Origin of the sequence: Bradyrhizobium mercantei, assembly GCF_001982635.1 — a bacterium.
GTDB lineage: Bacteria > Pseudomonadota > Alphaproteobacteria > Rhizobiales > Xanthobacteraceae > Bradyrhizobium > Bradyrhizobium mercantei.
The window spans coordinates 880,006-903,681 of sequence record NZ_MKFI01000003.1 but is presented as its reverse complement, the minus strand read 5'-3'; the positions used below and the strand labels follow the sequence as shown (position 1 = coordinate 903,681).

Below are 23,676 nucleotides of genomic sequence, written 5' to 3'. Positions count from 1 at the left end.
CACGATGGCTATGAACCAATTCTAAATGGCCTGAGGTCGAGGATGCAACCTAGCAGCACCGTGCCTGGCTGCGATGGCGGAGATGCACCAGGCCGAAATGCACAAAATCGGTTGATCAGTCCAAATTCAACCGCGTAGATGGTGTACATTTATCTTTACTAAACATAGAGTTGCGCCCTTCACGAGGTTGGGTGCGATGTCTGACAACATGCAAGGGGCGCGTAAACTTCCAACGCCGATCGTGGTTGCGGTATTGGGTCTCGCCGTGACTTTCATGTCGCTCGGAACAAGCGCCATTACGTCTTACTTCCAGAGCCAGATAATAACCGCAGCTGGAATTCTTGTACTGGTAACCGGCGCCTCAACTGCTCTCTTCTCTTATCTCCAAGATGCCAGGGTCACACTCCGCGGGCTCAGCGTGGCCGCGCCTGACGATTTGAATGCCGCTATTCGAGCCGAGATTAAGGCAAGTAGCGCCGAAACCTCTCTACTGACCGCTCAGGAGCGCGAAGACCTTCTTCTCGAAACAAGGAAAGCCTTATCGGAGGAGACCGTTCAGCAGTTATCCGCGGTATGGCGCGAAGAGTTTCAGGCGGAAGACTCTAAAAGTGAGCATTTTTCTTATTTGCGCAATTTCGGCGCCCGCATCAGAAATCGCCTCCAAGAGGAAGTCGATGCGTTGGGGCGCAGGGCAAACATCAACCTAGCCATAGGCTCGGCAGTGTCGGCAGTTGGCTTGGCCATATTGACCTGGTTTGTATGGACGGCAACAAGCGAGTTAAGTTCCGGCTCAAGTGCCACGGACGTTGGAGTCCGATTTCTTATTAGACTCACCCTGGCCGCATTTGTGCAATTGTTTGCTTATTTCTTTCTGCGCCTTTACCGCTACAGTCTGTTTGAGATTAAGTATTTTCAGAATGAGATGACAAACGCGCAGTTTCGTCTACTCGCTCTCTTCTCTGTGGCAAGAGACGGGGACAAGAAGGCCGTCGAAAAGATCGCCTTTGAATTTGCGAAAACTGAAAGGAACTTCGTTCTAAAAAAGGGTGAAACAACGGTCGCTATACAACGCGAGTCGTTCGAGAAGGACTACGATGCCCATCTTATAAAAGTCGTTGAAGCAGCGGTCGGTAAGAAGGAAGGTAGCTAAACAAGGCGTGGTGGAGGGCGTGCGGCAGCTTGTTAGCCGGTACATGGGAGGTGAGACACAATGCGACTGCCCGGAACGCAGCCGTCGATTGCCTCTGGCAGATCTCCAGCGCGCTCTTAGTCAAATCATAGAGACAGCACCCTTGCTACCGGAGACTGGACCAATTCCGCCCGCTTATATGAAATGGGCCGGAGATGCGAACGCGTTGATTGGAGCGACAGGTTACCTATCACTCGCACCTGAAGCTCAGATAGCGATCAACGGTCTCAGCTTTGCCAATCGAGTCACCAAGCGCGAACAGTTGATGATGATCCTGCATAAAGCTCGGTCGCAAGTTGAACTGGAGATGCGACAGGTCGGTGCGCAGAGCGCAGACGCTGCCGGCGCTATGGATATTGCAAAGGCAGCCCCGTCATGGCCTGAGAGAACCCGTCCAGCATTTTTCTTTCCGCTGGATGAATGTGCCCGTCCGCCTCCATCACTCGCACGCATGCGGACAGCGTTTCCACGACCGTCGCCGGATCGCTTTGCGCCATGTGATCGACGGCACGATCGATTAATTCTGGGGTTGGTCGAAGCCGGCGAATGTAGAGACGCAATCGATCGTTTTCTCGCTCTCCGCAATCAAAGCTAACTCGCCTACAACACTTCCCAACGAAATCGAGAATAGCTCCTACTTCATCGGGCACCAACTCGCCATCGGCGAGGCCAACCGCAGTTAAGAGCGCCGCTCCATTCTCTCTGCAGATCGTTCTCAATCGAGACCAACGCATCTGAACTTCGGCCGCGGCGGCGAGTTCTGCCTTCGATGGCGGCCATCGCACCCCGAAGGTGTCCGCAAGAAACTTACTGGTTGGCACGATAACGACTCCGTCGAAATCAGCGACGGCTTCGATGCGATCCACGCGGAAATAGCGTGTTGCCTTTCGAAGGTAGCATCTCGCGACTAATACCGGTATCCCAGCGTCGGTGTGACGGATCGCCCAAACGCTAACCGATCGAGCGCTTATATTTCCGTCAGCATCCTTGTAATGGAGAACGAACGATTGGCCCTCCGCATGTTCGATCGTACCTGGTGATGGTCGTAAGGCCCCAACTTCATCTTCGGTATCAACATCCGGAGCGGTCAGAACTACCGATGGCGCGACCGGCGGAGGAATTATAGCGTTTATCTTAGCGTGAAAGAATGAGCGAACTTCAGGCACAATAGTAGCCACACCGCACCTCCATTCTTAAAAGCTCTATCTTGCGTTGTGTCTCGCCCAACTGCAAGTGCCGTGCTGCCGTTCCGTCGCTATCCGTTGGTCAAGCCGGGCGCCCGCTCGTCCGACGTGGGAGTCCATCCTCGTCACGCTCGTCGAGGGGAGCAACCCGCAAAATCACGGACTGCGAGTGACGCCCGCCTAACTTTTGGGCCCCGAAATTGATCGATCTGCCAACATGTATTGGTAGCACGCGAGCCATCCCCGCATGTGCAATCTCTATTAAGCCACGGGGAGGGCTTTTTCTTCCGCCGCAACCCTATTCTCGACGGCTGCCCTAGGTATGCGCGATTTGCCTCTCCGTCATTTTATAGTCTTGCGTCTTCGTCTCTGGAATGTTCACCAAGCGTGCGTCGGACGGAAGGACAAGACGAGAGCCGATGTTGAAGTGGGGGTATGTACCCCTGACATCGGGGTGCAACTCGGCTGCGACCTCGACATCAGACTGTGACACGTAGCATCCGCCCACTTCTCGATGATGTGCTTGATGGGCAAGGTCTGCCGCATCAGCCCCTTGATCTTGGTCTGCTCATCCAGCCACTCATAGGCAATACGGATACAATCGTCGTGCTCGTGCAACACCTCTCTGTTGCCATACCGGACTCGCGTTTTGGCTTCCGAAATTTCTTGCGCCGTTAACACTTGTGTCCCCCTCCCGTGGGCGCGCACGCCCTCGCATCCTAGATTGTTGGTATCGGCGGCGGCTGGCTCGCTGCTCGGCTCGGAGCGACGTAACCCACCACACTTGACCATCTGACATTCATCAAACCGAATTCAGTATCGACCATGATGAAGTCGTCGCCATGGTGAACATACGATCTCGAAGTCCGGCGCTCGACGTGGTCGTTCACGACATCCGCCTCGGTCTTGCCATGCAATTCGAGAAACTGGCGCTTCTCCTTTCGCCCCATTGCACCGACGAAGACAGGCTCCGAGGCCGGCACGTTTCCAACCCAAGCACTTGGTGCCGGTCGGTCTATACGGTCTATATCGAGAACGCGAAATAGGAGGCCTCGGCGGCTGGTCGCCGTCCACATCTCTTCAGCCTTGGCGAGCAAGCGAAGCCCTGCTTTCTTGTTCGCCTCCGCGACGGCCGACTCGATGAAGCCAAGTGCCGCGCTGGCACCGATAGCCCATGCCGGAGAGCCAATGAAGCCAATACCTGTCGACACGGTACCGAGATTTCGGGCTGCTTCCGCCCGGGTCGCCGCGATGTGCCCCAATTCGTCGGCTGGATACAGTTCGATGCCCTGCACCTTCAGCGTTTGTCCCGACGGAAGCAACAAAACGGCCTGATCAGATGCGTTATCGTAAAGAGGCAAAAGTCGCCCTCCGTGGCCATACCCCAGCGCCGAAAGTTCGGATGCCGGGGTATGAAGAGTGAATTATCTGTGGGTGCCGTACCGGTTGCCAGTGCTGAAATTCCGATACGAGCCGCCCCTATGAGACGATCCTGATCCGCCGAAGTAGGAACCGCCGTGACTAGAGGTGTGATGACCTCCACCGTAGGAAACCCGGCCTCCGCCGTGTCCGCCGCCTCTGGCCTGTGCGAACGCCGTTGAGCAAAGCAGTGCGACTGCGACAATCACTATTTTCTTCAATGCAGTTCTCCTTGAATGCCCCAAAATCGAGACGGGCTCTAGATCCAAGAAGCGAAGTTCAATCACAAGATGAAAATCTTTCGTGCACACACAACTAACGTCTAGTGCGGCGACGTGCCACGCTCTATTGATCTCGCCTGCTGGTTGCGCTCTAGTTTTTAGATTATGCGAGGCGGGGTTGTTATTTTGCTCTTGGGCGTTACCGCCCTCGGAGCCTATTCAGTTGGTCGTCACGGTGCGCCGACAAGCGTGCCAACGCCGACTGTTGCGCAGCAATCCGCCGCCATAGCGAAGCCCCTTGCGTTCACAGCTCCACCGGTCGTTGCCGCGCCGACAATCGCCGCGTCGCCGCCATCATCCATCCCAAGTTCCGCACTGGCCAAACGCAATCCACATGACAAGATGCCCGTGCCCAAGCGCAAGGTCGAGGCCACTCTGACCGCCGCCGCCATCGTCGCGATCCTGATCAAGGCGAGCCGGGATCAGTATCACGCGACTGGTAAGCCCTGCGCGTGTCCGGATGACCTAATCCGCAACGGTCGATCTTGCGGTGCGAGGAGCGCCTACTCGCGGCCCGGCGGTGCTGCCCCAATCTGCTATCCGCATGACGTGACGAGCGCGATGATCGACGCCTATCGTCAGCGCGTGGCTTCGAGATGATTTGATACGACTTTGACAGCAACGGCATCAATCAAACCTCTTTCTGGACTCCACCGCAAGTGACCGACAAAAAAACAAACAACGATGCGAACGGTGACGCGATGTCCGCGAGCACTTTCCTGGAGAGTCTCTATGGGGACCCGCTCAGCGAAGAAACCATGCGCACGGCGCGATATCTTATCGTGATATCGGCGATCTGCATGACGGCTGTGCTCTTCAACGTCCGTCTCCAACCCACGAGCCTCATTCCCTTGGACTTCGGAGGGCGCTCAGATGTGCTGTCGATGCTGCTTGTGCTTGGAGTCTTGTTGCTACTGGTGAACTTTCTCCTCCGCGCATCGACCGATCTACTGCGTGATCGTGAGACCGGCGTGCTGGTGACCCGATACATCGAGGGAGAGCGCACAAAGGCCGCTCTCGCCTCGGCGAGATCAGCCGACGATTATATGGTTCAGCAGGAACGCGAGATGCGCGAGGGCGACTATACTCCGGACCCCGAGCCTTGGTGGGATGCGTATGGCAAGGTAGAAGATGCCGCCAATGCTGCTGTCAGAAAGGCGGAGGGCCGCATCGGGATCAGGCGGCTTCCTCGCGTGCTCAGGCACGTGCGCAAGAGTCTGGAGGTCTGCGTGCCAATTGCCATCGCGCTTCTAGCGCTCACTCTCGCACGAACATCCCTCGCGGGATTTGCAAAGGCGTTGGTCGGCGCTTTTGCGCCGTAGCCTGGTAAATCCACCAATGGCTCGTTTGTTCAGTTGGCCCGCTCTGGGAGTTGCTCTTGCGGTTGGGCTGGCTGGCTTGATTGGCGGAGGCCTGCTCTATCAAGCCAAGCAAGACGATTGGTCGACAACCGAGCTGTCGGCAATGCGAGCCTACCGTGTCTCGCTCATGTCAGACGAGCAAATTCGTCAGTTGCGAGCGGATGCAGTGACCGAAGAGGCCAACCTCAAACACTCCGACAAGGAAATGCGAGATAGAGCTTGGCAGGCAATTGGGGCGCACCAACAGCGATGCAACGATCTTGTCTATCGAACGCGAAACGCGAATGAATGCAGTCGAGGTATTCCTCTCGGCTTGATGTATGACACTACGGACCTCACACCATCGGTGGATCAGGTCTTCGAGGAGGCACTCCTCGGGGTGTGCCGCTTCGTAAAGACGAAACAGGAGGCCCGAATCAACAAGTGTCTGCCTCCGGCGCCCAACTGAGGGCTACGCGGGACCCTCACGCTAAGGTCGTAACTCGTCGACTGGGATACTGGGAGTATCGAATGAACAAGTTTGCACTGCTGGTCGCGCTGTTCTCGTCGGGCATCGGCCTCGCTCATGCTGAGGACAAAGCGCCACCTAGCCGAATTGAGAGCATCACAAAGTCCGCTCGCGATTTGATGCCTTCGATGCCAGCCGTGTCGCTGCCATCAATGCCTGATCTATCGCTGCCCGATTTTTCGGATGCGACGGGAAAGCTGACCGGTGAATTCAGTGCCTTTACGCAACAACTCGGTGAGGCCCTGCCGATTCTCGAACAGATGGGTTACGAGGTCACGATGTTTCGGGTGACGTGGGGTCTGCCACCAAAAGCTCGGCTGCGCTTGAAGTCGAGCGGAAACGCGGATGTTCAGAAGGTGAATGCCATCGCCGCTAAAGCGACCGGCGGCGGTCTCTTGGTGTCCACTGTAATCAGCAGCGCCGCGATGGCACAGCGCATTCAAAGCACGATGAAGATGGGAACTGCCTACCTTGATATCGACTTCGCCGTGCCGCCCAAAATCAGCATGAAGTTCATTGGCGCGGCTGCTAGCCAAAACGAAGCACCTCGTGACCTGGATGACCTAGAGATCGCCTGCAAATGATCGGGGCTTAACGGTTCCGGGACGCGACGGTGCGCCCGATCGATAGCTTACCAAGCCACCAGCCGGCGGCGACGATCGAGTCCGAAAAGAACCCACCGTATTTGGAGGCTGCTGGGGCGGTTGATGAGCACCCGGCGCACTACGAGCTTGTTGCAAGCGGGGGAGAGCTGTTCGCCTAGTATAAGGGCGGAGAACGAAAAGCCCCAGCACCTTCTGGGGGCCGTGGGGGCCAGGATGCTGGGGCCGTCGTGGCCGTATCCAAGGGTAGCAAATGGATAGGCAGCCTCATTGTGCATCGCCCATTCGATTCGTCAAACCGGCTCGGGATACTTATCTCCCGGCATGCTGATCACCCGAAAGCCGCTCGAGATCCCGCCGGAAGTTGTCCATCAGTGAGCGGCGGACATCCCGGCCTTTCACGCCCGAGCAGGATGACATCCGAACGGGCCGTCGGCACCAGGCACATGTTCCTGGCGCAGCTTCTCGCCCGTGCAGTCGGTCTTCGCCGCAATCGACTCAAGGGAGGCTTGCTCGCCCGGTGATCGAAAACCATCTGGATCGCCCGCTCGTGGCTGCCACATCCGAAACTGGCGGGTGACGGGCGTGCGGCGCCGCCTATCTTGGGCCCAGAGCACATCCACTCCAAGATGGACAAACATTTGCTACCTTCCCTAGGGACGAGGGTGGGGTCCGAGCGCAAAGCGCTTAATCCTCGCGCGCTGTCCGCGCCGGCGATCCTCAAGAACCCAACTATGCCGGTCTATGGAAGTGACTTGGCAGAGAGTCACCCCAAAAACGTCGCCAACAAACACGCCCGCGTCGTGGAAGGGCTGGAAAATTGTGGTGACGGAACAGTACCCGGCGTAATATCGATTGGGAGATCTTCGGCTGCCGCGCACGTCCTATTTCCTGGAAGGAGATGCACGTCTTCGACCGAAGCGCTCTCAAATCCAACCATATGCGGATCCTGACTAGACGTAGAACGCCCGTCAAAAAACATTTCCTTCCCACGCGTTCGAATTGAGCAGGACCGATCTTGCGCAACTCCTCTTCAAAGCACGATCTTTCCGAAGGTGCACCCCGTTTTAGCCCGCTCAGAATACGCCCATGAAAATTCAGAATACGCTCATAAAAATATCGCAGCGAGCGTGCCAAGCGCGCCGAGCGCCAGCCCGATCAGCGAACCGGCCGTTGGCACGTCTCGAAACAGCAGAAGCGTGAGAAGCGGTTCCACCACTAAAATTGCTCCCACCGATATTGTGACAATTATCCACATATTCTTGAGATGCATGTAACCGAGTGCGTATCCGCATACGAGCAGGATGCCGCCGATGGTTATCAGCAGGAACATCGGCAGGAGCGTTGTTAGATACCCGCCGGCTTTTCCAAACTGCTTTGAGGCGATCAACTCCGCGAGTATCGAAAGGGCTTCTCCCAGGAATATTGCTCCTACCGCTACAATCTTCGACGTTGAACTCATCGTCTAAGCGTACCGAAAAGGAAGGATGAAAGGCACCTCCCAATATTGGACGTGGTTCTGGGCTGTCTTGATACCCGGAACGGCGTTGACTCAAACAGCGATCGCATTGTTTTCCCATCCACCTAAATCGGCAATTCGGGGACATTCTAAGTTGCAGTGTTCAATCGAGTGATCGATGCTTGCGAGCGCAATTGCGCGGAGGGGCCAGTGGATTGACCGGAGCATCGCCGTGCTCGAAAGGCTTAGCGAGGCCTTGGGCCATTCCGACACGGGATGCCGAGCCTAAGGTTAGGGACTGCGACCGTGTCGTACCGTTGCTAGCGAAGAAGCCGATCGTTCGACCACCGCGTTAGCCACAGGCCGGAGCAGTCTGCTGATCGAGGATCTGCCTGAGCCTGTCAGGTCGACTTGGGCGATTAACTGGGGCAGAGGGCTGCAACGAGTTCTCCGTGTAAGTGTATCGGTAGGTGACGTGGAAATCTTGCGCGATCACAGGCTGAATATCTCGCAGCCCAAAGGAATCCGTCGCCCGGCTGGTGGCCCGGCCTTTTGGCGCCCAATGGTGGATATGTGCGTTCTTGCAGGGTTCGCAGGCGCCTCCCAAGCCCTTACCTCGAACCAGCATAGCCTCACGACTTGCTTAAGTCCGCGCTATCGTCATTCGAATCCCTGGCTGTGTCGCCCTCTAGCGATGCGATCTATCGCGTGCCGGCATGCCGGCTCTTCCGGCCACGTGCTGAAACTGTCGACCAGGTTCGTCAGGTCCTGGTGATTGAAATCAGAGAGCCGCTCATCCTGGTCGGCGCGGCGCAGAACCTCACCAGCGAAGGCCACTCCGGCTTGGCGGCAGGCAGGGTCATCCGGCCACTTGCAGAAGCCGTTCACCAAGTTCGACAAGTCGTGCGCGTTAAAGCGAACAATTTGATCTCCACGGCTAAGAACCTCACGGGCGGTCGCGATCGCGGCTTTCTGACAAGGGAGTTCTTCCGGCCACCTGCTGACACCATTCAGAAGGCTCGCGAGTTCCATCGGCGCAAAACGAGAGAGTTTGCCGCCGCGGCTCAAGATTTCACCGGCGATGGCGACTATGGCGTGGTGGCAGTCTTCCTGCTCCGGCGATTCATTGAACCCGTTCACGAGAGCCACCAACCCCTGCGTAACAAACTCAGAGAGTCCGATCTCCGCGCAATCGGCGCGGCGACGAACTTCACCGGCGATCGCGACTATGGCCTTGCAAGCGCTCTCCTCGTCGAGCCACTTGCTGAAACCGTTCACCAGCGTCGATAGTCCCTGTGGAGAAAACTCAGAAAGCCGCACGCGGCGGCTCCCGCGGCGAACGACTTCATCCGCGATTGCGACCGCGGCCTGGCGAAAGGTCGGTTCTTGGGACCACTTGCTGAAAGCGTTTACCAGCAGTGACACATGTTGACTGTTCAGCCGCGGCACTATTCCGCTCTTGCCTCGGCAAAATGCGGCGATCCTGATCGTTCCATTGCGACAGTCGGCCATCGCGGAGTGCCGAGCGAACGATGATGCCAAGAGCGAAACGGTCTTGCATTGGACCTTTCCGATCAGTTCATCATCGAGGCCAGATACCCGAGCCGCTATTGCCTTGCAGGCGTCGATGCCTGGCTGACCTGCGGCCTCCCGGCTCAACACGTTACATGTCGTGGCGTACCCCCACGATTTTCCGGCGCGAATGTTATCCTCGAAGCCTGCCACAAATCGAAGTTGGAAATCCGCGGCAGCCTTTTGCAGGAACATTGCGCGATCGGCCACCGTACGCAACTGCTTGTCGTGCCTGACCACTGCGATCGAGAAGTCGCTGATGCGGCTCGCGCACTCAATCTCGACCAGGGCGGCATTAAGCAACGCACAATCCTTTCCAAGGTACGCCGCCGTCGCGTCTCGCGGTCCCGCAGGGTCATCATCCCTGTCTGCGGTAGGCTAGCATTGGCGGCCGCCACAGCGCGAGAGCAATGGTTGTCCGCTCTTGGCGTTTGCTAACCCCTTATTGCCTGACTCCAACCCCCGTCCGACACGAGCAAATTCGATTCCAACTCCCCTCACCACGCGTCGCGCTATTCTACATCATCACACGCTGCATCAAGCAAACGCGCGTGGTCTCGCACCGGCATGATCCTTATCTCTTCGAGATGACTGCGCCCCAATTCACTCACTCACATGACCTCGCTTGATTATCCTGTTAGTCATCAATGTCAGCGCGCCATATCCTACGTCGTCACGCTTCCAATTATACAACCTGACGCTACGTGCGATTCAAGTCATTTTATTACTGTTGCATATTCGAACGACGCGACAGTTATCCGGCCGCAAACATCTCAGCAGTCGATCCTATGCTAAATTGCTCGATCAGATGTTGGAAGTTCGTTGAAGCCAACATCAGCGCTGCCGCTCTCTTCGCTCTATCATCGTCATTGCATTCCACTTCCTGGCGGCCGGGCAATGAAAGCTGTCGACCAAACACTCCGATGACGCATCAAAAACTCAACTGTCCCTCGTTCTGCCATGTTCGCACCCAAAGCAGACGCCTGCCGCTGGCGCATGTCGCGCCGGCGCGAAAGCGAGTGCCTCAGGGGAATTCCATGGTGAAGCCAGTTGTGATTGTGGTCGGCGCGGACAAGGGTGGCGTTGGAAAGACGACAGTATCGCGAACGCTCCTCGACTACTTCAGCAACAATGCCGTGCAGACACGCGCTTTTGACACGGAATCACCGCGGGGAACGTTGAAGCGTTTTCACCCTGACATCACCGAGATCGTCGATATGACGACGACCGCGGATCAGATGAAGATTTTTGATACCTTAAACTCCGGACTGTCCGTCACAGTGATCGATGCGCGCGCTGGCCTATTGTCCTCAGCGTTGGGTTCTTTGCGCGACATCGGCTTTTTGGATGCCGCGCGGTCCGGCCAAATCACATTTGCCGTGTTCCATATACTTGGCCCTTCCATCGCCTCGCTGGACGAGATCGCCGAAACCGCCGATTTCATGAGCGGCGCGAAATACTTCCTGGTGAAGAACTTCATCAACGACACCCAGTTCTTCCAGTGGGACCAGTCGACCTACAACTCCTATTTCCATCGCATCAAGTATGCGACCGAGCTGACCATACCCAAGCTCGACGCGATGGCCTATGAGCAAGTCGAAGTCGCTTCCGTGCCCTTCGTCGACTTCGTCGCGAACAAGGGGCGGCGCGATGAGCCGGCGAACTACTCCTTCGTGTTGCGCGGCTATGTCCGTCACTGGCTTGCAAATGTCTGGGGCGAGTATGACCGCATAAACTTGACCGAATTGACCGGTGCGAAGTCGATGACCCGCAGCGGCGAGAAATAGCCGCGTATGCGGCGAGGAACGGGCTGAGCCCACGTACAAAACTCGATTGATTCTGCCGGCTATGTTAGCAACGCCCATCTACATCATCTGCTCTCCTAGCCCGCAGGTCGGTAAAACCCTGATCGCTCGCCTTGTAAGCGAGTTCCTGGTACTGAAGAACGGCACGGCTCTCTCTTTCGATGTCAATCTGAGGGAGCCGTCATTGCTCGATTACCTCCCTCACATCACGGAGACCGCAGATGTGACCGATACGTACGGTAAGGTCCAACTGATCGACCCGCTTATCGTCCACGATCGGGTGGCCAAGGTGATTGACCTCGGCTGTCATGCGTTCGACGAATTTTTCAAGACGTGCGAAGAGATTCGCTTCATGAATGAGACGGTGCGCCGTTATGTCGTCCCGATCATCCTGTTCGTCGCAGACACTGATCGTATGTCCTGGCGCAGTTATGAGATGCTGCGGCGACAGACGCCGCCAGGGGCGCTCGTCACCGTCCACAATGAATTCGTGCTACGCGGCGCATTGCCTGACATCATGGATGACGGGCATGTGCTCCGCATCCCCGCGCTGCCGACATTTCTAAAGGCCTACATAAACCGACTGAGTTTCTCCTTCACTGGATATCTGCGGAACGAGAAGGATTGGTCGACCGAGCTGCATCAATGGATTCGCGGAAGTTATACCCTGCTTCGGGATTTAGAAATGGGCGCTCAGATACGGAGACCATACTAGACCCGAGGGTTCAATGTCGCGACACCATTGCTAGTTATCTTAATCGGATCGACTGCATCAAATGTCCGGTTATGAGCCCGGTCGTTGGTCATTGGCCAGGATGACCTCCCCCGATGCGAGGCCGCGGCGTCGGCGATAGGCGATCGCGCGGGTGGTGTGATGACTGTTGGACCTGCCAGGCCTGGAGCATGGGCAGAATGAGCTGATCTCGCTTCGACCGACTAATCCAGTCCATGAATCCTCCCATCGAACGTCAGACTGCCTGGTCTTACTGCGCCGGCGCACAGATCTCGATTTGATTGCGCAGTACGGGGATCAGCGTAGCTGCCTGGCCAGTACGCTCGCGAAATGCCGCCTGGTTGCGACCGAGTCGATCGTGTTGGCTCGGTTCTGAGCGAGGGAGGCGGAAATCGTCGGGTCATTTCGAAGCTCACATACGAGTTTGTGACGTTCGATTAGCCTTCGCAAAGACTAGCTTGCGGTTGCAACGCGTGGTGTTGTCGGAAAGCAAACGCGCCAGATGTCCGAATTCCGCCAAGCACGACGCTGGGCACGCTGGCGCTTGCGCGGACTTTGATTCCTATCGAGGAGAATACCATATGCAGTTCAGTGGCAGATGCCTGTCAATCCTGTTGTCCCTGCTGTCGGTTGCAAGCGTGAGCGCAATCGCTCGGGCCGATGAGCCCTCGCCGAAATACGCCGAGGTGCTCAGTGCCCTGCAGGACGGCAAGAATGTCAAAGTCATACTGGACCTGAGCCGGTGCACCACCGCCGATGGCGGCAAACCCGGACCGGCCGTGCAGGGCGGGCTGACTATCCGTGCCTTCAGGGTGTCCGCCCAGAACGGCATCAGCTTCGCCGATCCGCATCAAACCCTGGACAGCTCCGGACATCCTGTGACCGAATATATTCGCCACAGCCTAGGCCGCGACGGCAGGCTCACCGTGCGGGCTTCCAAGCTGGCTGCCGGATCGGCGGAAGCCGTGAGCCAGGGCGAATTCGTCTGCGAATTGCCGGACGGCGCGAAGTTCGTCTGGTAGTCGCAGAAAGCGCGGCCGTCGGCCGGTGTGCAGTTTCGCGCATCCTGCCGATGGCTGGCGCGCTTCCTGCTCTGGTCCACGGTGACCTTTGGCGGGCAATAACCGATGTATCGTCCGCCACGAGATTGGCGATGAGCTCCGCCGATGCCATGGCGGCAATATCAAGTATAGGTCGCGGTGCGCTCTCCACGTATTCCCGGCACCCGATGCGCGTCTGCCATCCACCGCCAGACGAAGCGTGAGATTCACGCCGAAATGCCAATCCATCAGCCGGCGGCGACGTCGCCAATGGCGATCGAAGGATCACAACCGGCGCCATGTTCCTTCGCCAACACTGCTCGCGGTTGAAACGCTGCCATCCACCCCGTCCTATTCGGATGTCCCGACATCGGCGGGTCGGTCTTCCCGGTTGAGTTGCTTGCATAGGCGCGCTTGGTCAAGCTCGCCTTCCCACCAGGACACAAACATTGCGGCAACACCGTTCCCCGTGACATTTGTGAGCGCACGCACCTCACTCATAAATTTATCGATCGAGAAGACAATCGCGATGCCTGGAACCAGCGCGGGACTGACAACCGTCAGGGTCGCTGCGAGCGTGATGAAGCCGGCGCCGGTGACACCGCTTGCGCCTTTCGACGTCAGCATCGCTACAATTATGATTGTGAACTGCTGACCCAAGGTCAGGTTAATGTCGAGCGCCTGCGCGATGAACAACGTCGCCAACGTCATGTAGATGTTGGTACCGTCGAGATTGAATGAGTATCCGGTCGGCACCACGAGGCCCACCAGCGGCTTCGAACAACCCAGCCGTTCCAGCTTTTTCATCAGCTGCGGGAGCGCGCTTTCCGAAGACGAGGTACCCAGCACGATCAATAGCTCATCCTTGATATACGCAATGAACTTGAAGATGGAAAAGCCGATCATGCGCCCAATCAGGCCGAGCACAAGCACGACGAAAAGCGCGGCCGTGGCATAGAACAGGAGGATCAATCCGACCAGATTGCTGAGCGCAGCTGGTCCGAATTTGCCGATTGTGTAGGCCATGGCGCCAAAGGCGCCGATCGGCGCGGCCTTCATCACGATGGCAATGACGCCGAATACTGCGTGTGCGGCATCGTCAATGATCCCACGCAACCGCGCACCCCTCTCGCCCAGGGCCATCAGCGAAAAGCCTAGCAGAATGGCAAACAGCAGCACTTGCAGGATGTCGCCCCGCGCCAGAGCCCCGACCACACTGTCCGGAATGATGTTGAGGACGAAATCGACCCCCTTCTGCGCTTCTGATTTGTTCACCAGGCCGGCCACAGCCACGGCATCGGGCTTGACCGCGAGCCCATGGCCGATCGGGAACAGATTGCCTATGACCAGACCAAGCAACAGGGCGAAAGTGGAAACAACCTCGAAATAGACCAGCGCCTTGATGCCGACCCGGCCGACCTTTCCGGCATCTTGAATGTGCGAAATGCCGGATACGACGGTGCAAAAGATGATCGGCGCGACAAGCATTTTGATCAGCTTGATGAATCCATCGCCGAGCGCCTTGATCCAGTCATTTGTCGCAACAGAAGGCCACAAGTAGCCGACCATGACGCCGATCAGGATTGCGATAAGTACCTGGACGTAGGGAATTTTATACCAGGAACGCGAGGGCGCCGCCGGCGGAGCGGCTGCGATGATTACCATGATGGTCCCTTCCCAAGCGAACAAGGACACGCGCCGCAGCCCCACACACTAGATCTTCTCCTCTCGGTAGGATTACGTGAAGATTGCCTTTTCAGGCTAGCCAATGCTGTTTGTGGCCGTGTGAGACCGAGCGAGCCAAAAGTGCCGGGTCGCGTCTTACCCGGCCAACATGCGATTGGCGCCCCGAGCAATGCTTCTACAAAGGCAAACAAGGCTCGAATGCGATGCCGGAGGCGCCGGCATAAAGCCAGAACGTAGCTATGGCGGACAGGATTTCGGAGCGCGGCCCGCAGCAGGCTATGGATCAGGACGGGGATGATATCCGCATAGTCGCACTTGAACGCTGCTATATCGTCTCCGTCGAAAGTCGCGACCGCGCGAACTGCGGCAGATCCTACACGAAGTTGGCCGGACTTTGCGGCTGTTGATCGACAATGCGCACTGCTCCGGGTTTGTCCGTTGACGGCGATCGGAGAGCGGATGAAATTTCGGTCGTGGACTGGATCGTGGTTATTCGCCGATGCCACGACATGCGAGTAGCGATGACGGAATCCCGAGCACGGCCACCGAATGTCGGCACGCCTTCGCAGGATAAAGATCCGTCGTATCTTCGCTATCAGCCCACCTTCGACGAATCTCTTCGTCACGTTCAACCTCCCTGACTGGCGACTGCAAGGCTTGCGTGGTCGCCGCTTATCTTGTTCTTCCCATCCAGCAAATGGCATGCCGCAAAAGAAGCGTGCGAGCTTTGCTTAAACGGGAAAAATACCTCGCGCTTTGCGACGTTCGCGCGGAACGCTTGCACCTTAGTCGGACTTGCGACATTGATGCCTTCAACTCAACATTGCGGAAACACGACAAAACGTTGACAGGCCGGCGTGATGCTTTTCGTGCCGGCCTCGCCTTCTGGGCGGCTTGCGCTCGAGCCCGGTCCGAGATTTTCAGTTCAGCGCCGTTCGAATCTGACGCGGCCAGCGACAAGGCATCACCGGCGTCGGCGCAGCCGAATCAAACGGTTTCCAAAGTCTGCTGACGAGTTTTCGGCGCCGGGCAGTCGGCTGTCTCGGCTCATCTTCGTTGATCGATCACGTGTGGATGATAGTTCTCGGCCGATCACAGCCGCCGAACTCCTCCGAATCGGGAGGGGTATCCGTCAGGACATCGATCCTAGATCTTGCAGTCAGCTCAAACGTTACGCACCTGAGAAGCAGATGCAACGCTCTCGAACGTCCGCGAGCCGCGCCACGTCGCCGGGCGTCAATATCAAGCTGCAGGGCGAAACCTCGAAACTCACGGCGCGACGATGTCCCGCCGTTGCGCGAAACTCACGCCTGGAACATGCCGGATAGGCAATCTGATGTTTTGAAGCTGATTCATCAAAACGAGCAGATCTCGCTCAAGTGTCGGTTGTCGGGCAATAACCGCGAATGCCTCGTGCACGACAGTTTTCCTTTTTGTGCCGCAATCGATAGAGCGCGCAGTCCATTCAGAGCGATGCTGCTCGCCAATCCGAGACCTATTCGAGCCTGCATACGGTGATATTCCGCCACTCACAGAACATGACGTTCAATCGAACACTCACAAAGTTCGCAAAGCACCGAAGCGTCAAAATAACGGCGCCTTTATCGCTGCACGGGTGTATTGCCTTAGCCCCCAAAAGACTTGCGTTCCGCTACGACCCAGCCTCGGTTTAACGGCCTTTGCCGCTCTGCGGTGTGAACCCGACCTCCTCGTGACGTGCAGGAATTCCCCAACGGGCGCGCCGACAATGCAGATAAAATTCGAGATCTACGGCAAATGACCATCACACTGGCGGTGGCAGAGTGATATCGATTGAACGCCTTGCGTATACCGCACTATTCGCAATGTCCCGAAGCAAATTGGCCCGCGCCTTGCAAAAGCTTGGACGCGAAACCAGTTGGCATACCCCGGCGTGATGGAGCGGTGGCTTAGCGGCGTAGCGGCGCGATTGGTCACTTCAAGGGTTAGTTGGAAGTTAGTCGGCGTGCGCGATGATCTCGGTTGATGATAGGCTCAGTGAGATTAGATCGGTACGCAACCACATTTGGCGTTGTCGTAAGTTGCTTCAGACAGAATTACCTGATGCGGATCGGAAGCTCATTGAAAATCGCCTTCTTGAACAGCATTCTGCCTTTGAGAAGCTGTTAGCGAAAACATTTCCTTTGACTTTCCGGCTCTGAAACACGGCCGGTGCCGCCAACCGTGTGATGAATGGATTCTCTCTAGACCATCGCATATCGCTTCCGAGAGCTGCCTAAGCGCACTACTTCGCCACCACAGTGCAGCTTCATTAGAGAATACCGTGATGGGCTTAATTGCCGATTCCAGAAAGATCGCTGGAAGCTGACGTAGACGGCCTTTCTTGCTCGATCCGATGACCGATCCTCGATGTCGGGGGCGAACCGCCCCCGTCAACAATCCCGCAACAAAGGTACCGTCCTCCGCATCTTCGCGGGCATCATGTTGCAAACAGGACCCGTTGTGACCAGACTTACGGTGTAGTTGAGCTTTTATATGCGAGGCAACTGCTCCGACACCATCGCTCGAAACGCGGACTCGCCAAGAGGTCTCGGCGGTCGGGAAGACGGTCAGCCAAGTGCTATCGTCCGGCACGCATCAGTCGCGGGAACAAAGGAGCCGCTCCGATCTGGCAGATCTCCTTGTACGGAACTGTACCGTCCGTGACGCTTGGCTTTCACGTGCGTTGACATCGATGCAGCTATTCGTCTTTCGCAGCCGATAGCGTCGGCAGTTTCACTTCGGGCCTCTCCCGAATCGACCGAATGACTCTCGCCTTTTCGCAGCCGTCTGATCGACCGGTACTTAGGACTTGCCAGCTATCAGGTCTCTTCAGTCGAGCTTATAAGCGACTTGGAAGAATACGCCCCAACGCTCCATACTGTATTTCGCAAATTCAGGCCCAGCGATCGTGCCCGGGCCGCCGCAGCCGCTGCACATGAAATCGCTGTCCTTTTTGGTCCACATAGCCCAATAACGGCCGCCGATTCCCACGCTGAAATTGTTGGTGATGAAGTACGACAACACCCCTTGAGCCTGCACTCCCCCGCCACCATTCCCGCGTTGATCAAAGAACGTGGTCGTCGGTCGCAAGAGGTGGTTGTCACGACCACTGAAATCGGTCCAGGGCAGGTAGGCAATGTCGGCGCTGACGCGCCAGCGCTCGGCGAGCATGGTCTCACCGCTCACGCCGATGCGCGGAGCATTCCAATGAGTACTCTGTTTGCCGATGATCGTGTTGTCGCCCGGCTCAAGGCACGGAAAGAAGATGTTGGCGAGTTGCACGCAGCCTGGCGTGTCCGACTTCTGGCCGTAATATGTCCAGCCGATGAATCCACCGACTTTGTAGTCGGTGCTGCGTAGGAGGTCAAAGCCGGCGTCGGCCGTGTAGTATGTGAACTTTCCGTTCGACTGACCAGATATCGTGTCGGTATAGGATATACCGTAGATTCCCCAGTCTTCGTCGTTCATGTTTCCGCGGTTGAAGCGCCCGGCTCCAACGTAGCCCTTCAGGAATATCCCCCAGGGGCTGTCGAGTCGGCCAAACAATTCCCCGGAAAGTCCGTCCAACTGGTGATAAGTAAGCCTTGATTCAAGAATGCTGGGATCTCCAGAGATTGATGGCACAGCGCTGTTGTCCCATTGGAATCGTCCCCGGCTGGGCCACAGCCGTGAGCCGCCCTCGAACGACCAACCGGCTGCGAAGGCAATTGGCCGTATGGGGTCGGTTGTTTTCGCGTACAGCTGCGGATCGAACCATTTTGGCGCCGCCCGCGGGTCGGCGCCAAAATGGTAGTTGAGAGCGACCTTTCCGATCTGATAGCTGCTGGACAGGCTGGTCGTGTTCGGGGGAAGAATTGCAAACGGTGGAAACTGCACGGTCGGAGAGGTCACCACGCTCGGCCCGCCAAATTGCAAAGAGTCATACTCGAATTTGACCGACCATGCCGGCGTCAGCGCCTGCTCGATGCCGAACCCGATGATGCCCCCGACACGACCATAATCGAAGTGGGTTGTCTCCTGTGACATGAAGCCAAAGTATTCATTGTTGTTGACGACGTCCCCGCGATTATTTTGCCAGGCTACGCCTGCCTTGATGTAAGCCAGTGTGTGACCCTGCGGGCCAAAAGCGTAACCGAGACGACCGGTCCCCGCGACAAAGGCGGTTGGGCTTGCCTTGCAGTTTGCGCTCACAATATTGCCGGCGGCTGCGAGGCAGCTATTTGTGCCATCGGAAACAGCCCGGCTGGCGTCCAGTTCGACGCCCAAAACCCAACTATTGTTCTGCCAATTATAGCCAAATTGGCCACCTGCCAGGAAGACAGGGGTATCGACGACATCCCCATAGATTGAGGAACCGTAGGGATTACTGAAGGACGTGCGGCCGTAACCACCGCCGACGTGCACGCCAACATATCCTCCGGACCAACTCCACACCGCCGATGGCAGCTTCACCGTTGGCTCTAGGTCTGCTGAGTTGGCCGCACCGCCTCCAATGAGCGCAACCGTGGCGGCCGCCCAAATACTTACTCCAGATCGCATCGTAGCCCCACTGTCGCGATGTGCGCCATCGATCGATGGCCGGAGGACAATTGGCTACGCTCGTAGTCACGTGTCCGTCGATGGACCAGCTACCAATCTTGGTGGGGCAAAGCTTCTTTCTTCCCTACTGATTGTTTCGATTCCCTCGGCGCAATGATAGTCCGAGCGTCGCATCAGTAGGACGGCGTCCTCTAGTACTGCTGTGAACTTGCAGCTCGGATGCTTTCTTCCGGGCGGAGACGCTCGAAGATGGCAGCTTGTTGATGCCGCCTCGTCTGACGTGCCCCCTTATCTCCGCCGCACCTGGAACCACGCGGCGGCATTTGGCACGCAAGGCCTTAAAGTTCTCTCTGAGACAAAACATAGCGGCATCTGGGTCATCTCGCCCAGTAAAGTGGCCACAGAAGCGGACCAAGTCTGGCCTGCACGACGCTAATGTCTCTGCCGGCCTCAGATCTCGCGCTCGAGCGTGTCTTGTATGCGCAGTTGTTGTCATCGCCACAACAGCGATGGCCGCTGCAAAGCGATATGCCATGCAGATCCAATAAGTGCGTCGATTTTTATTCACCATATCTCTCTTAAGCTACGTGTCCTTCGCTATTGTCTCGCGCAATGTGCAACATGGCCTGTCAACCAGAAAACAAACCGAAGGTCTTGGAAACGAAGATGGCAGTAGCGCGTTCTCGTCCTCTCCCGATCAAAGCAGCGCTCTCGATTCGTTGGCATACGAAACTACTCACAGCCGAGAACAACTTCATTTGCGGGCGCACAGCGAGAGAGATTTACTTACGAATCTCCCAGTGCTGGCCTGGGCGCGCGATCGCTCTCAGAGCGCCGCTGGCACCCGCCCACAATCTGACCATCAAGCGATGATTGAGTTCGCTCCCAAACGATCCTTGCCGCGAAGTGGGTGGACGAGCGACATCCCTACAAGACGATCAGATCCCGGCCGAATGCGGAGTGATTGCGAGTTGGGTCAACCCAAGTGTGTCGGTGACACCATAGCTTGTTGATGAGAGTAAGCAGTTCATCCCGAGCCAGCACTTGACGTCTATGACACCTACGGTCCTGTAAACTCGACCATCCGCGAAGGGCGGTGCGGAACATTGAAGATCGCACCTCGCCCGGGTGCCCTCCAGTCCAGCAGCACGAACGCTAAGACGGTCCGCTCAGATCTTTAACTGCTCGTCCGGCTTCGGTGCAGTTCGGCCCCCACCTATGCCGTGCATAGCCACTTTTCGTACTGAGCTCTCCGCGAGGATACACAAAGGACCTTCGCGGAGTGAGCTTTACAACGTTGAGACATTCGAGTTCTTTACTGCCCGAGGCGAAGTTTCGAGAAGCGACAGCCGCCTGCCTCGATCGTACAACCTGACGCTACGTACGCTTCAAGTCCTTATTTTTGCACGGGGTGGGACGATAATCTCACGCCTACGTCTCGAAACATCTGGCCGGCCACGACCGGCGGTGAAAACCCTGGCCTTGTAACTCCGGATGCCTTGTGAAGGGCGGTCCAACCCGTCGTCATGTCCTGACAACGAAAGGGCGGCTGATCCGTAAGCACGCCTCTCTGTGTCGCCGTTCGACTTGCACAATTCAGACTCTCTCGCGCGTCATATGGCCGGACCCCTCCCTGTTTTCCGCTCAAGTTGGCTGAGGTTTTTGTCTGGAACTGGGTCCCGATCTGACAGGCAGGGGCTGGCATGAGAACCATGTCTCGGACGAACATTGCGTATTCCGCATCTCGTGCGGGGCCGATGTATTCAGTGTTACCATTCCAACGGGTTGAAGTGCCGAGATCGTCGAATGTCTTTTCGCATGAAAAGAGAGATTGCCTTGCACGGCACGCGTTCAAACCGAACGTGCAAAGAGATTCAAGCCGTGGCCGTCCCCTCCCTCGCTCCAAACGGTCTGCTAGTCAGTTATCCGGCAGCTCTGTTTTCCGATATCATCCGTCCCGGATCTCGATCACGATCGAGGCGGCCAGGCCGTCGCTTCAAGCGACCAGCGAGGAGGCGCGCGACCTCTGCTGGTTGACGCTTCGTTGACGATCGCGGCAGCCCGGCGCGAGACGGGCTGCCGACGATCGAACCGGCCTCCGCCTCGATGCTTGCGCCCAAAGCCCGCGCCGTCGGGTGCGGCTCTCGTCTGCTATCTATGTCCCTTTGAAGACATCAACGTCGAAAACTGGACGGATACCGCGCGGCCGGGACGCTGCGCTGGCGGCTCACATTTCACCCCATCAAGCCACGCGCGCACAATTCCGGGGCCGGCACGCAGCTTGCTGTGAGAGGACCGAGAGCCGCCGCAAGGAAGTGGCGCAGCAGCTGACGCTCGGAGCCCCGATGAAGCTGAGACTGGTCCAGTTGATTCTGATCGTTGCGGCTCTGATGCTGTTCACGCTCGGAAGCGCTGGGGCAGTGAACACTGATTTGGTGGTTGGAGCGCACCCTCGCGCCGCGCGCCAGGGAGATTGCAGCCCCGTTCAAGCTGAAGACCGCACACGAGGCACTTGTGAGCCATGATACGAGCCGACCGTTCTACAGCTAGATCATGCAAGCCGGTCCACTTCAGCTGTCTCCACCTGCCGACGACTCAGCTCGAGCAGAGTGATCGGCCAAGGCACCGCAGTTCCGCTAAGAAACTTCACCCGTCCAATCGACGGGCGCGCGCCGCGCAATTCCACTGCGGCGCTGATGAATGACACGGAGGCGCTCAAAATGCCGCGCATCATAAGACCGTTGGCCTGCAATCTTGCCTCCACTCCTTATGGGAGTGCTGCGGGCAGCCGTCGCGAAGCGAAACAAGCTGGCTTTTCGTCCACCATCGTGACGTTGTGGCTTGTGGTGGCCCCGATGGTAACCTGGATCGAACGATGCGGACCGGGCACGTGAGGACAGCAAAACCGGGCCTTATCAAAGTCGCCTTCAGCGGCTCGCTCGCGGGCATTCCGCTCGACGCGCAATTCAGCGTGCCGGCAAGTGGCATGACGGCTATTTTCGGCCCACCAGGCTGCGGCAAGACCACGGTGGCGCGTTGCATCGCAGGCTTCCAGCATCTGCCGACTGGTTTCTGTAAGATCGATGGCGAGGTGTGGCAGGATGAGAGCACGTTTCGCCCGACGCATTTGCGTCCCGTCAGCTATGTGGTCCGGCATCCGACTATTTTTCCTCATTTGTCTGTCAGATGCCATTTGCTTGATGCCGCGCCCAAAATGGAACCAACGCTGATCGGTTTTGAGGAAGTGGTCGAACTGCTGGGCTTGGCATCGCTCCTTGACCGTTCTTCCTCACATCTCTCCGTCGGCGAGCGGCAGCGCGTCGCCATAGCCCGCGCGCTGCTGTCCCAGCCCCGATTACTTGTGATGGATGAGCCGCTTGCCTTGCTCGATCGCTCCGCCAAGCAGGAGATCCTGCCGACCCTCGAGCGGATGCATGAAACGCTCACGCTGCCGATGATCTATGTCTGCCACGATTTGGCTGACGTTGAACGCTTTGCCGATCATCTTGTCATGATGGAAGACGGACGGGTGACTGCGGCTGGGCCGTTGCATGTCTTGCAGACCGATCCGGCGCAGTGGCTTGCGGGGCGCGACGAAGCCGCTGTGAGCCTTGACGCGGTGGTCGGCGGCTACGACGGACGTTATGGGCTCATCGTCCTCCGCCTCAAAGGTGCGCGCCTTTTGGTGCCGGGACCTCCGCTCAAACCCGGTGCGCGTCAAAGGCTGCGCATCGCAGCCAGCGACGTCAGCATCGCTCGTGAGGCGCCGCGCGCAAGCCCCACCCTCAATGTCTTGCCAGCGCGCATCAAGGCCTCTTTGCCGTTCAGCGCGGCCGAGGTCACATTGGTGCTCGCGCTCGAGACCGGAGTTTCGGCCGCACAGATCCTGGCGCGCATCACGCGCCGCGCCTTTCATGCACTGGACCTCAGGGATGGAATGGATATATTCGCCGAAATCGGACGCATTTTCCTGGTCTCGGCGTCTGAACCACCATTGCACGCGATTTCGACTTCGAGCGTATCGACAAATGCTGGAGCCGCAAGTACCGCGGAGGTGGCGCTCCGACAATAGGACGAAGCCCGCGACTGGCGGCCTCGCTCAAAGACTCTGCCGCAGCGCCTCGAGCCAGCATATCCCTTGACGAGAGGAGGTCAGGAATAGAGAAGGAAACCGTAAGGCTGAAAGAACACGTCATACGTAACGTATAAGCGACATTGCAGTCTTACCATTGCCGCGCACGGCGACGCTTGTGGCAAACTGCTATTTCCCGGCAACG

General features: G+C 57.4%; 16 protein-coding genes. 9 read left to right on the top strand and 7 right to left on the bottom strand.

The annotated features are described in order from the left end of the window. The first annotated feature begins 196 nt into the window (after positions 1 to 196). The gene (locus BI327_RS17805) at positions 197 to 1,150 is read left to right on the top strand and encodes a hypothetical protein (RefSeq protein ID WP_143271632.1); all 954 of its coding nucleotides are present in this window, start codon (positions 197 to 199) and stop codon (positions 1,148 to 1,150) included. A gap of 386 nt (positions 1,151 to 1,536) precedes the next feature. On the opposite strand, the gene BI327_RS43675 is transcribed toward BI327_RS17805, so the two are convergent. Continuing rightward, positions 1,537 to 2,355, bottom strand: a complete 819-nt coding sequence (locus BI327_RS43675) for a tellurite resistance TerB family protein (protein WP_347337678.1) — start codon at positions 2,353 to 2,355, stop codon at positions 1,537 to 1,539. A gap of 737 nt (positions 2,356 to 3,092) precedes the next feature. Then, on the bottom strand, positions 3,093 to 3,734 hold the full coding sequence (locus BI327_RS17790) for a hypothetical protein (protein ID WP_143271631.1): 642 nt from the start codon (positions 3,732 to 3,734) through the stop codon (positions 3,093 to 3,095). Between the two features lie 687 nt (positions 3,735 to 4,421). Here BI327_RS17790 and BI327_RS17780 point away from each other — a divergent pair. From BI327_RS17780 to BI327_RS17765, 4 genes are all read left to right on the top strand, one after another. Then, a complete protein-coding gene (locus BI327_RS17780) occupies positions 4,422 to 4,673 on the top strand; it encodes a hypothetical protein (RefSeq protein WP_143271630.1) in 252 nt (83 codons plus the stop codon). A gap of 59 nt (positions 4,674 to 4,732) precedes the next feature. After that, positions 4,733 to 5,395 (top strand): hypothetical protein, encoded by a 663-nt coding sequence (locus BI327_RS17775; RefSeq protein WP_143271629.1) that lies wholly within the window; start codon positions 4,733 to 4,735, stop codon positions 5,393 to 5,395. Positions 5,396 to 5,411: 16 nt separating this feature from the next. After that, entirely contained in the window at positions 5,412 to 5,882 is a 471-nt protein-coding gene (locus BI327_RS17770) for a hypothetical protein (RefSeq protein WP_076862028.1), read from the top strand. Positions 5,883 to 5,944: 62 nt separating this feature from the next. Beyond that, positions 5,945 to 6,526, top strand: coding sequence for a hypothetical protein (locus tag BI327_RS17765; protein ID WP_076862027.1), 582 nt, complete (start codon positions 5,945 to 5,947; stop codon positions 6,524 to 6,526). A 1,126-nt stretch (positions 6,527 to 7,652) separates the two neighbouring features. Here BI327_RS17765 and BI327_RS17760 read toward each other — a convergent pair. Further along, entirely contained in the window at positions 7,653 to 8,006 is a 354-nt protein-coding gene (locus BI327_RS17760) for a hypothetical protein (RefSeq protein WP_076862026.1), read from the bottom strand. A 657-nt stretch (positions 8,007 to 8,663) separates the two neighbouring features. Beyond that, the gene (locus BI327_RS17755) at positions 8,664 to 9,878 is read right to left on the bottom strand and encodes a hypothetical protein (RefSeq protein ID WP_076862025.1); all 1,215 of its coding nucleotides are present in this window, start codon (positions 9,876 to 9,878) and stop codon (positions 8,664 to 8,666) included. A 734-nt stretch (positions 9,879 to 10,612) separates the two neighbouring features. On the opposite strand from BI327_RS17755, the gene BI327_RS17750 reads away from it, so the two are divergent. The 3 genes from BI327_RS17750 to BI327_RS17740 all read left to right on the top strand — a co-directional run bounded on the left by BI327_RS17750 (position 10,613) and on the right by BI327_RS17740 (position 13,135). After that, the gene (locus BI327_RS17750) at positions 10,613 to 11,362 is read left to right on the top strand and encodes a hypothetical protein (protein WP_076862024.1); all 750 of its coding nucleotides are present in this window, start codon (positions 10,613 to 10,615) and stop codon (positions 11,360 to 11,362) included. Between the two features lie 61 nt (positions 11,363 to 11,423). Further along, complete coding sequence (locus tag BI327_RS17745) at positions 11,424 to 12,095, top strand: hypothetical protein (protein WP_076862023.1); 672 nt, start codon at positions 11,424 to 11,426, stop codon at positions 12,093 to 12,095. A 599-nt stretch (positions 12,096 to 12,694) separates the two neighbouring features. Further along, complete coding sequence (locus BI327_RS17740; RefSeq protein ID WP_076862022.1) at positions 12,695 to 13,135, top strand: VirK family protein; 441 nt, start codon at positions 12,695 to 12,697, stop codon at positions 13,133 to 13,135. 369 nt (positions 13,136 to 13,504) lie between these two features. Here BI327_RS17740 and dctA read toward each other — a convergent pair whose 3' ends face one another. The 3 genes from dctA to BI327_RS17725 all read right to left on the bottom strand — a co-directional run bounded on the left by dctA (position 13,505) and on the right by BI327_RS17725 (position 22,151). Further along, on the bottom strand, positions 13,505 to 14,818 hold the full coding sequence (gene dctA / locus BI327_RS17735) for a C4-dicarboxylate transporter DctA (protein ID WP_076862207.1): 1,314 nt from the start codon (positions 14,816 to 14,818) through the stop codon (positions 13,505 to 13,507). Between the two features lie 2,871 nt (positions 14,819 to 17,689). Next, the gene (locus tag BI327_RS17730) at positions 17,690 to 19,312 is read right to left on the bottom strand and encodes an outer membrane beta-barrel protein (RefSeq protein ID WP_245334847.1); all 1,623 of its coding nucleotides are present in this window, start codon (positions 19,310 to 19,312) and stop codon (positions 17,690 to 17,692) included. A gap of 2,638 nt (positions 19,313 to 21,950) precedes the next feature. Then, the gene (locus BI327_RS17725; RefSeq protein ID WP_143271628.1) at positions 21,951 to 22,151 is read right to left on the bottom strand and encodes a hypothetical protein; all 201 of its coding nucleotides are present in this window, start codon (positions 22,149 to 22,151) and stop codon (positions 21,951 to 21,953) included. A 138-nt stretch (positions 22,152 to 22,289) separates the two neighbouring features. Here BI327_RS17725 and modC point away from each other — a divergent pair, with 138 nt between their 5' ends. After that, complete coding sequence (gene modC / locus BI327_RS17720) at positions 22,290 to 23,471, top strand: molybdenum ABC transporter ATP-binding protein (RefSeq protein ID WP_076862205.1); 1,182 nt, start codon at positions 22,290 to 22,292, stop codon at positions 23,469 to 23,471. Positions 23,472 to 23,676 lie beyond the last annotated feature (205 nt).

Bases quoted from the DNA above. Each gene is read 5' to 3' on its own strand.
- BI327_RS17745 (WP_076862023.1), top strand. From the start codon at position 11,424: ATGTTAGCAACGCCCATCTACATCATCTGCTCTCCTAGCCCGCAGGTC.
- dctA (WP_076862207.1), bottom strand. From the start codon at position 14,818: ATGGTAATCATCGCAGCCGCTCCGCCGGCGGCGCCCTCGCGTTCCTGG.
- BI327_RS17740 (WP_076862022.1), top strand. From the start codon at position 12,695: ATGCAGTTCAGTGGCAGATGCCTGTCAATCCTGTTGTCCCTGCTGTCG.
- BI327_RS17765 (WP_076862027.1), top strand. From the start codon at position 5,945: ATGAACAAGTTTGCACTGCTGGTCGCGCTGTTCTCGTCGGGCATCGGC.
- BI327_RS17750 (WP_076862024.1), top strand. From the start codon at position 10,613: ATGGTGAAGCCAGTTGTGATTGTGGTCGGCGCGGACAAGGGTGGCGTT.
- BI327_RS17770 (WP_076862028.1), top strand. From the start codon at position 5,412: ATGGCTCGTTTGTTCAGTTGGCCCGCTCTGGGAGTTGCTCTTGCGGTT.
- BI327_RS17760 (WP_076862026.1), bottom strand. From the start codon at position 8,006: ATGAGTTCAACGTCGAAGATTGTAGCGGTAGGAGCAATATTCCTGGGA.
- BI327_RS17805 (WP_143271632.1), top strand. From the start codon at position 197: ATGTCTGACAACATGCAAGGGGCGCGTAAACTTCCAACGCCGATCGTG.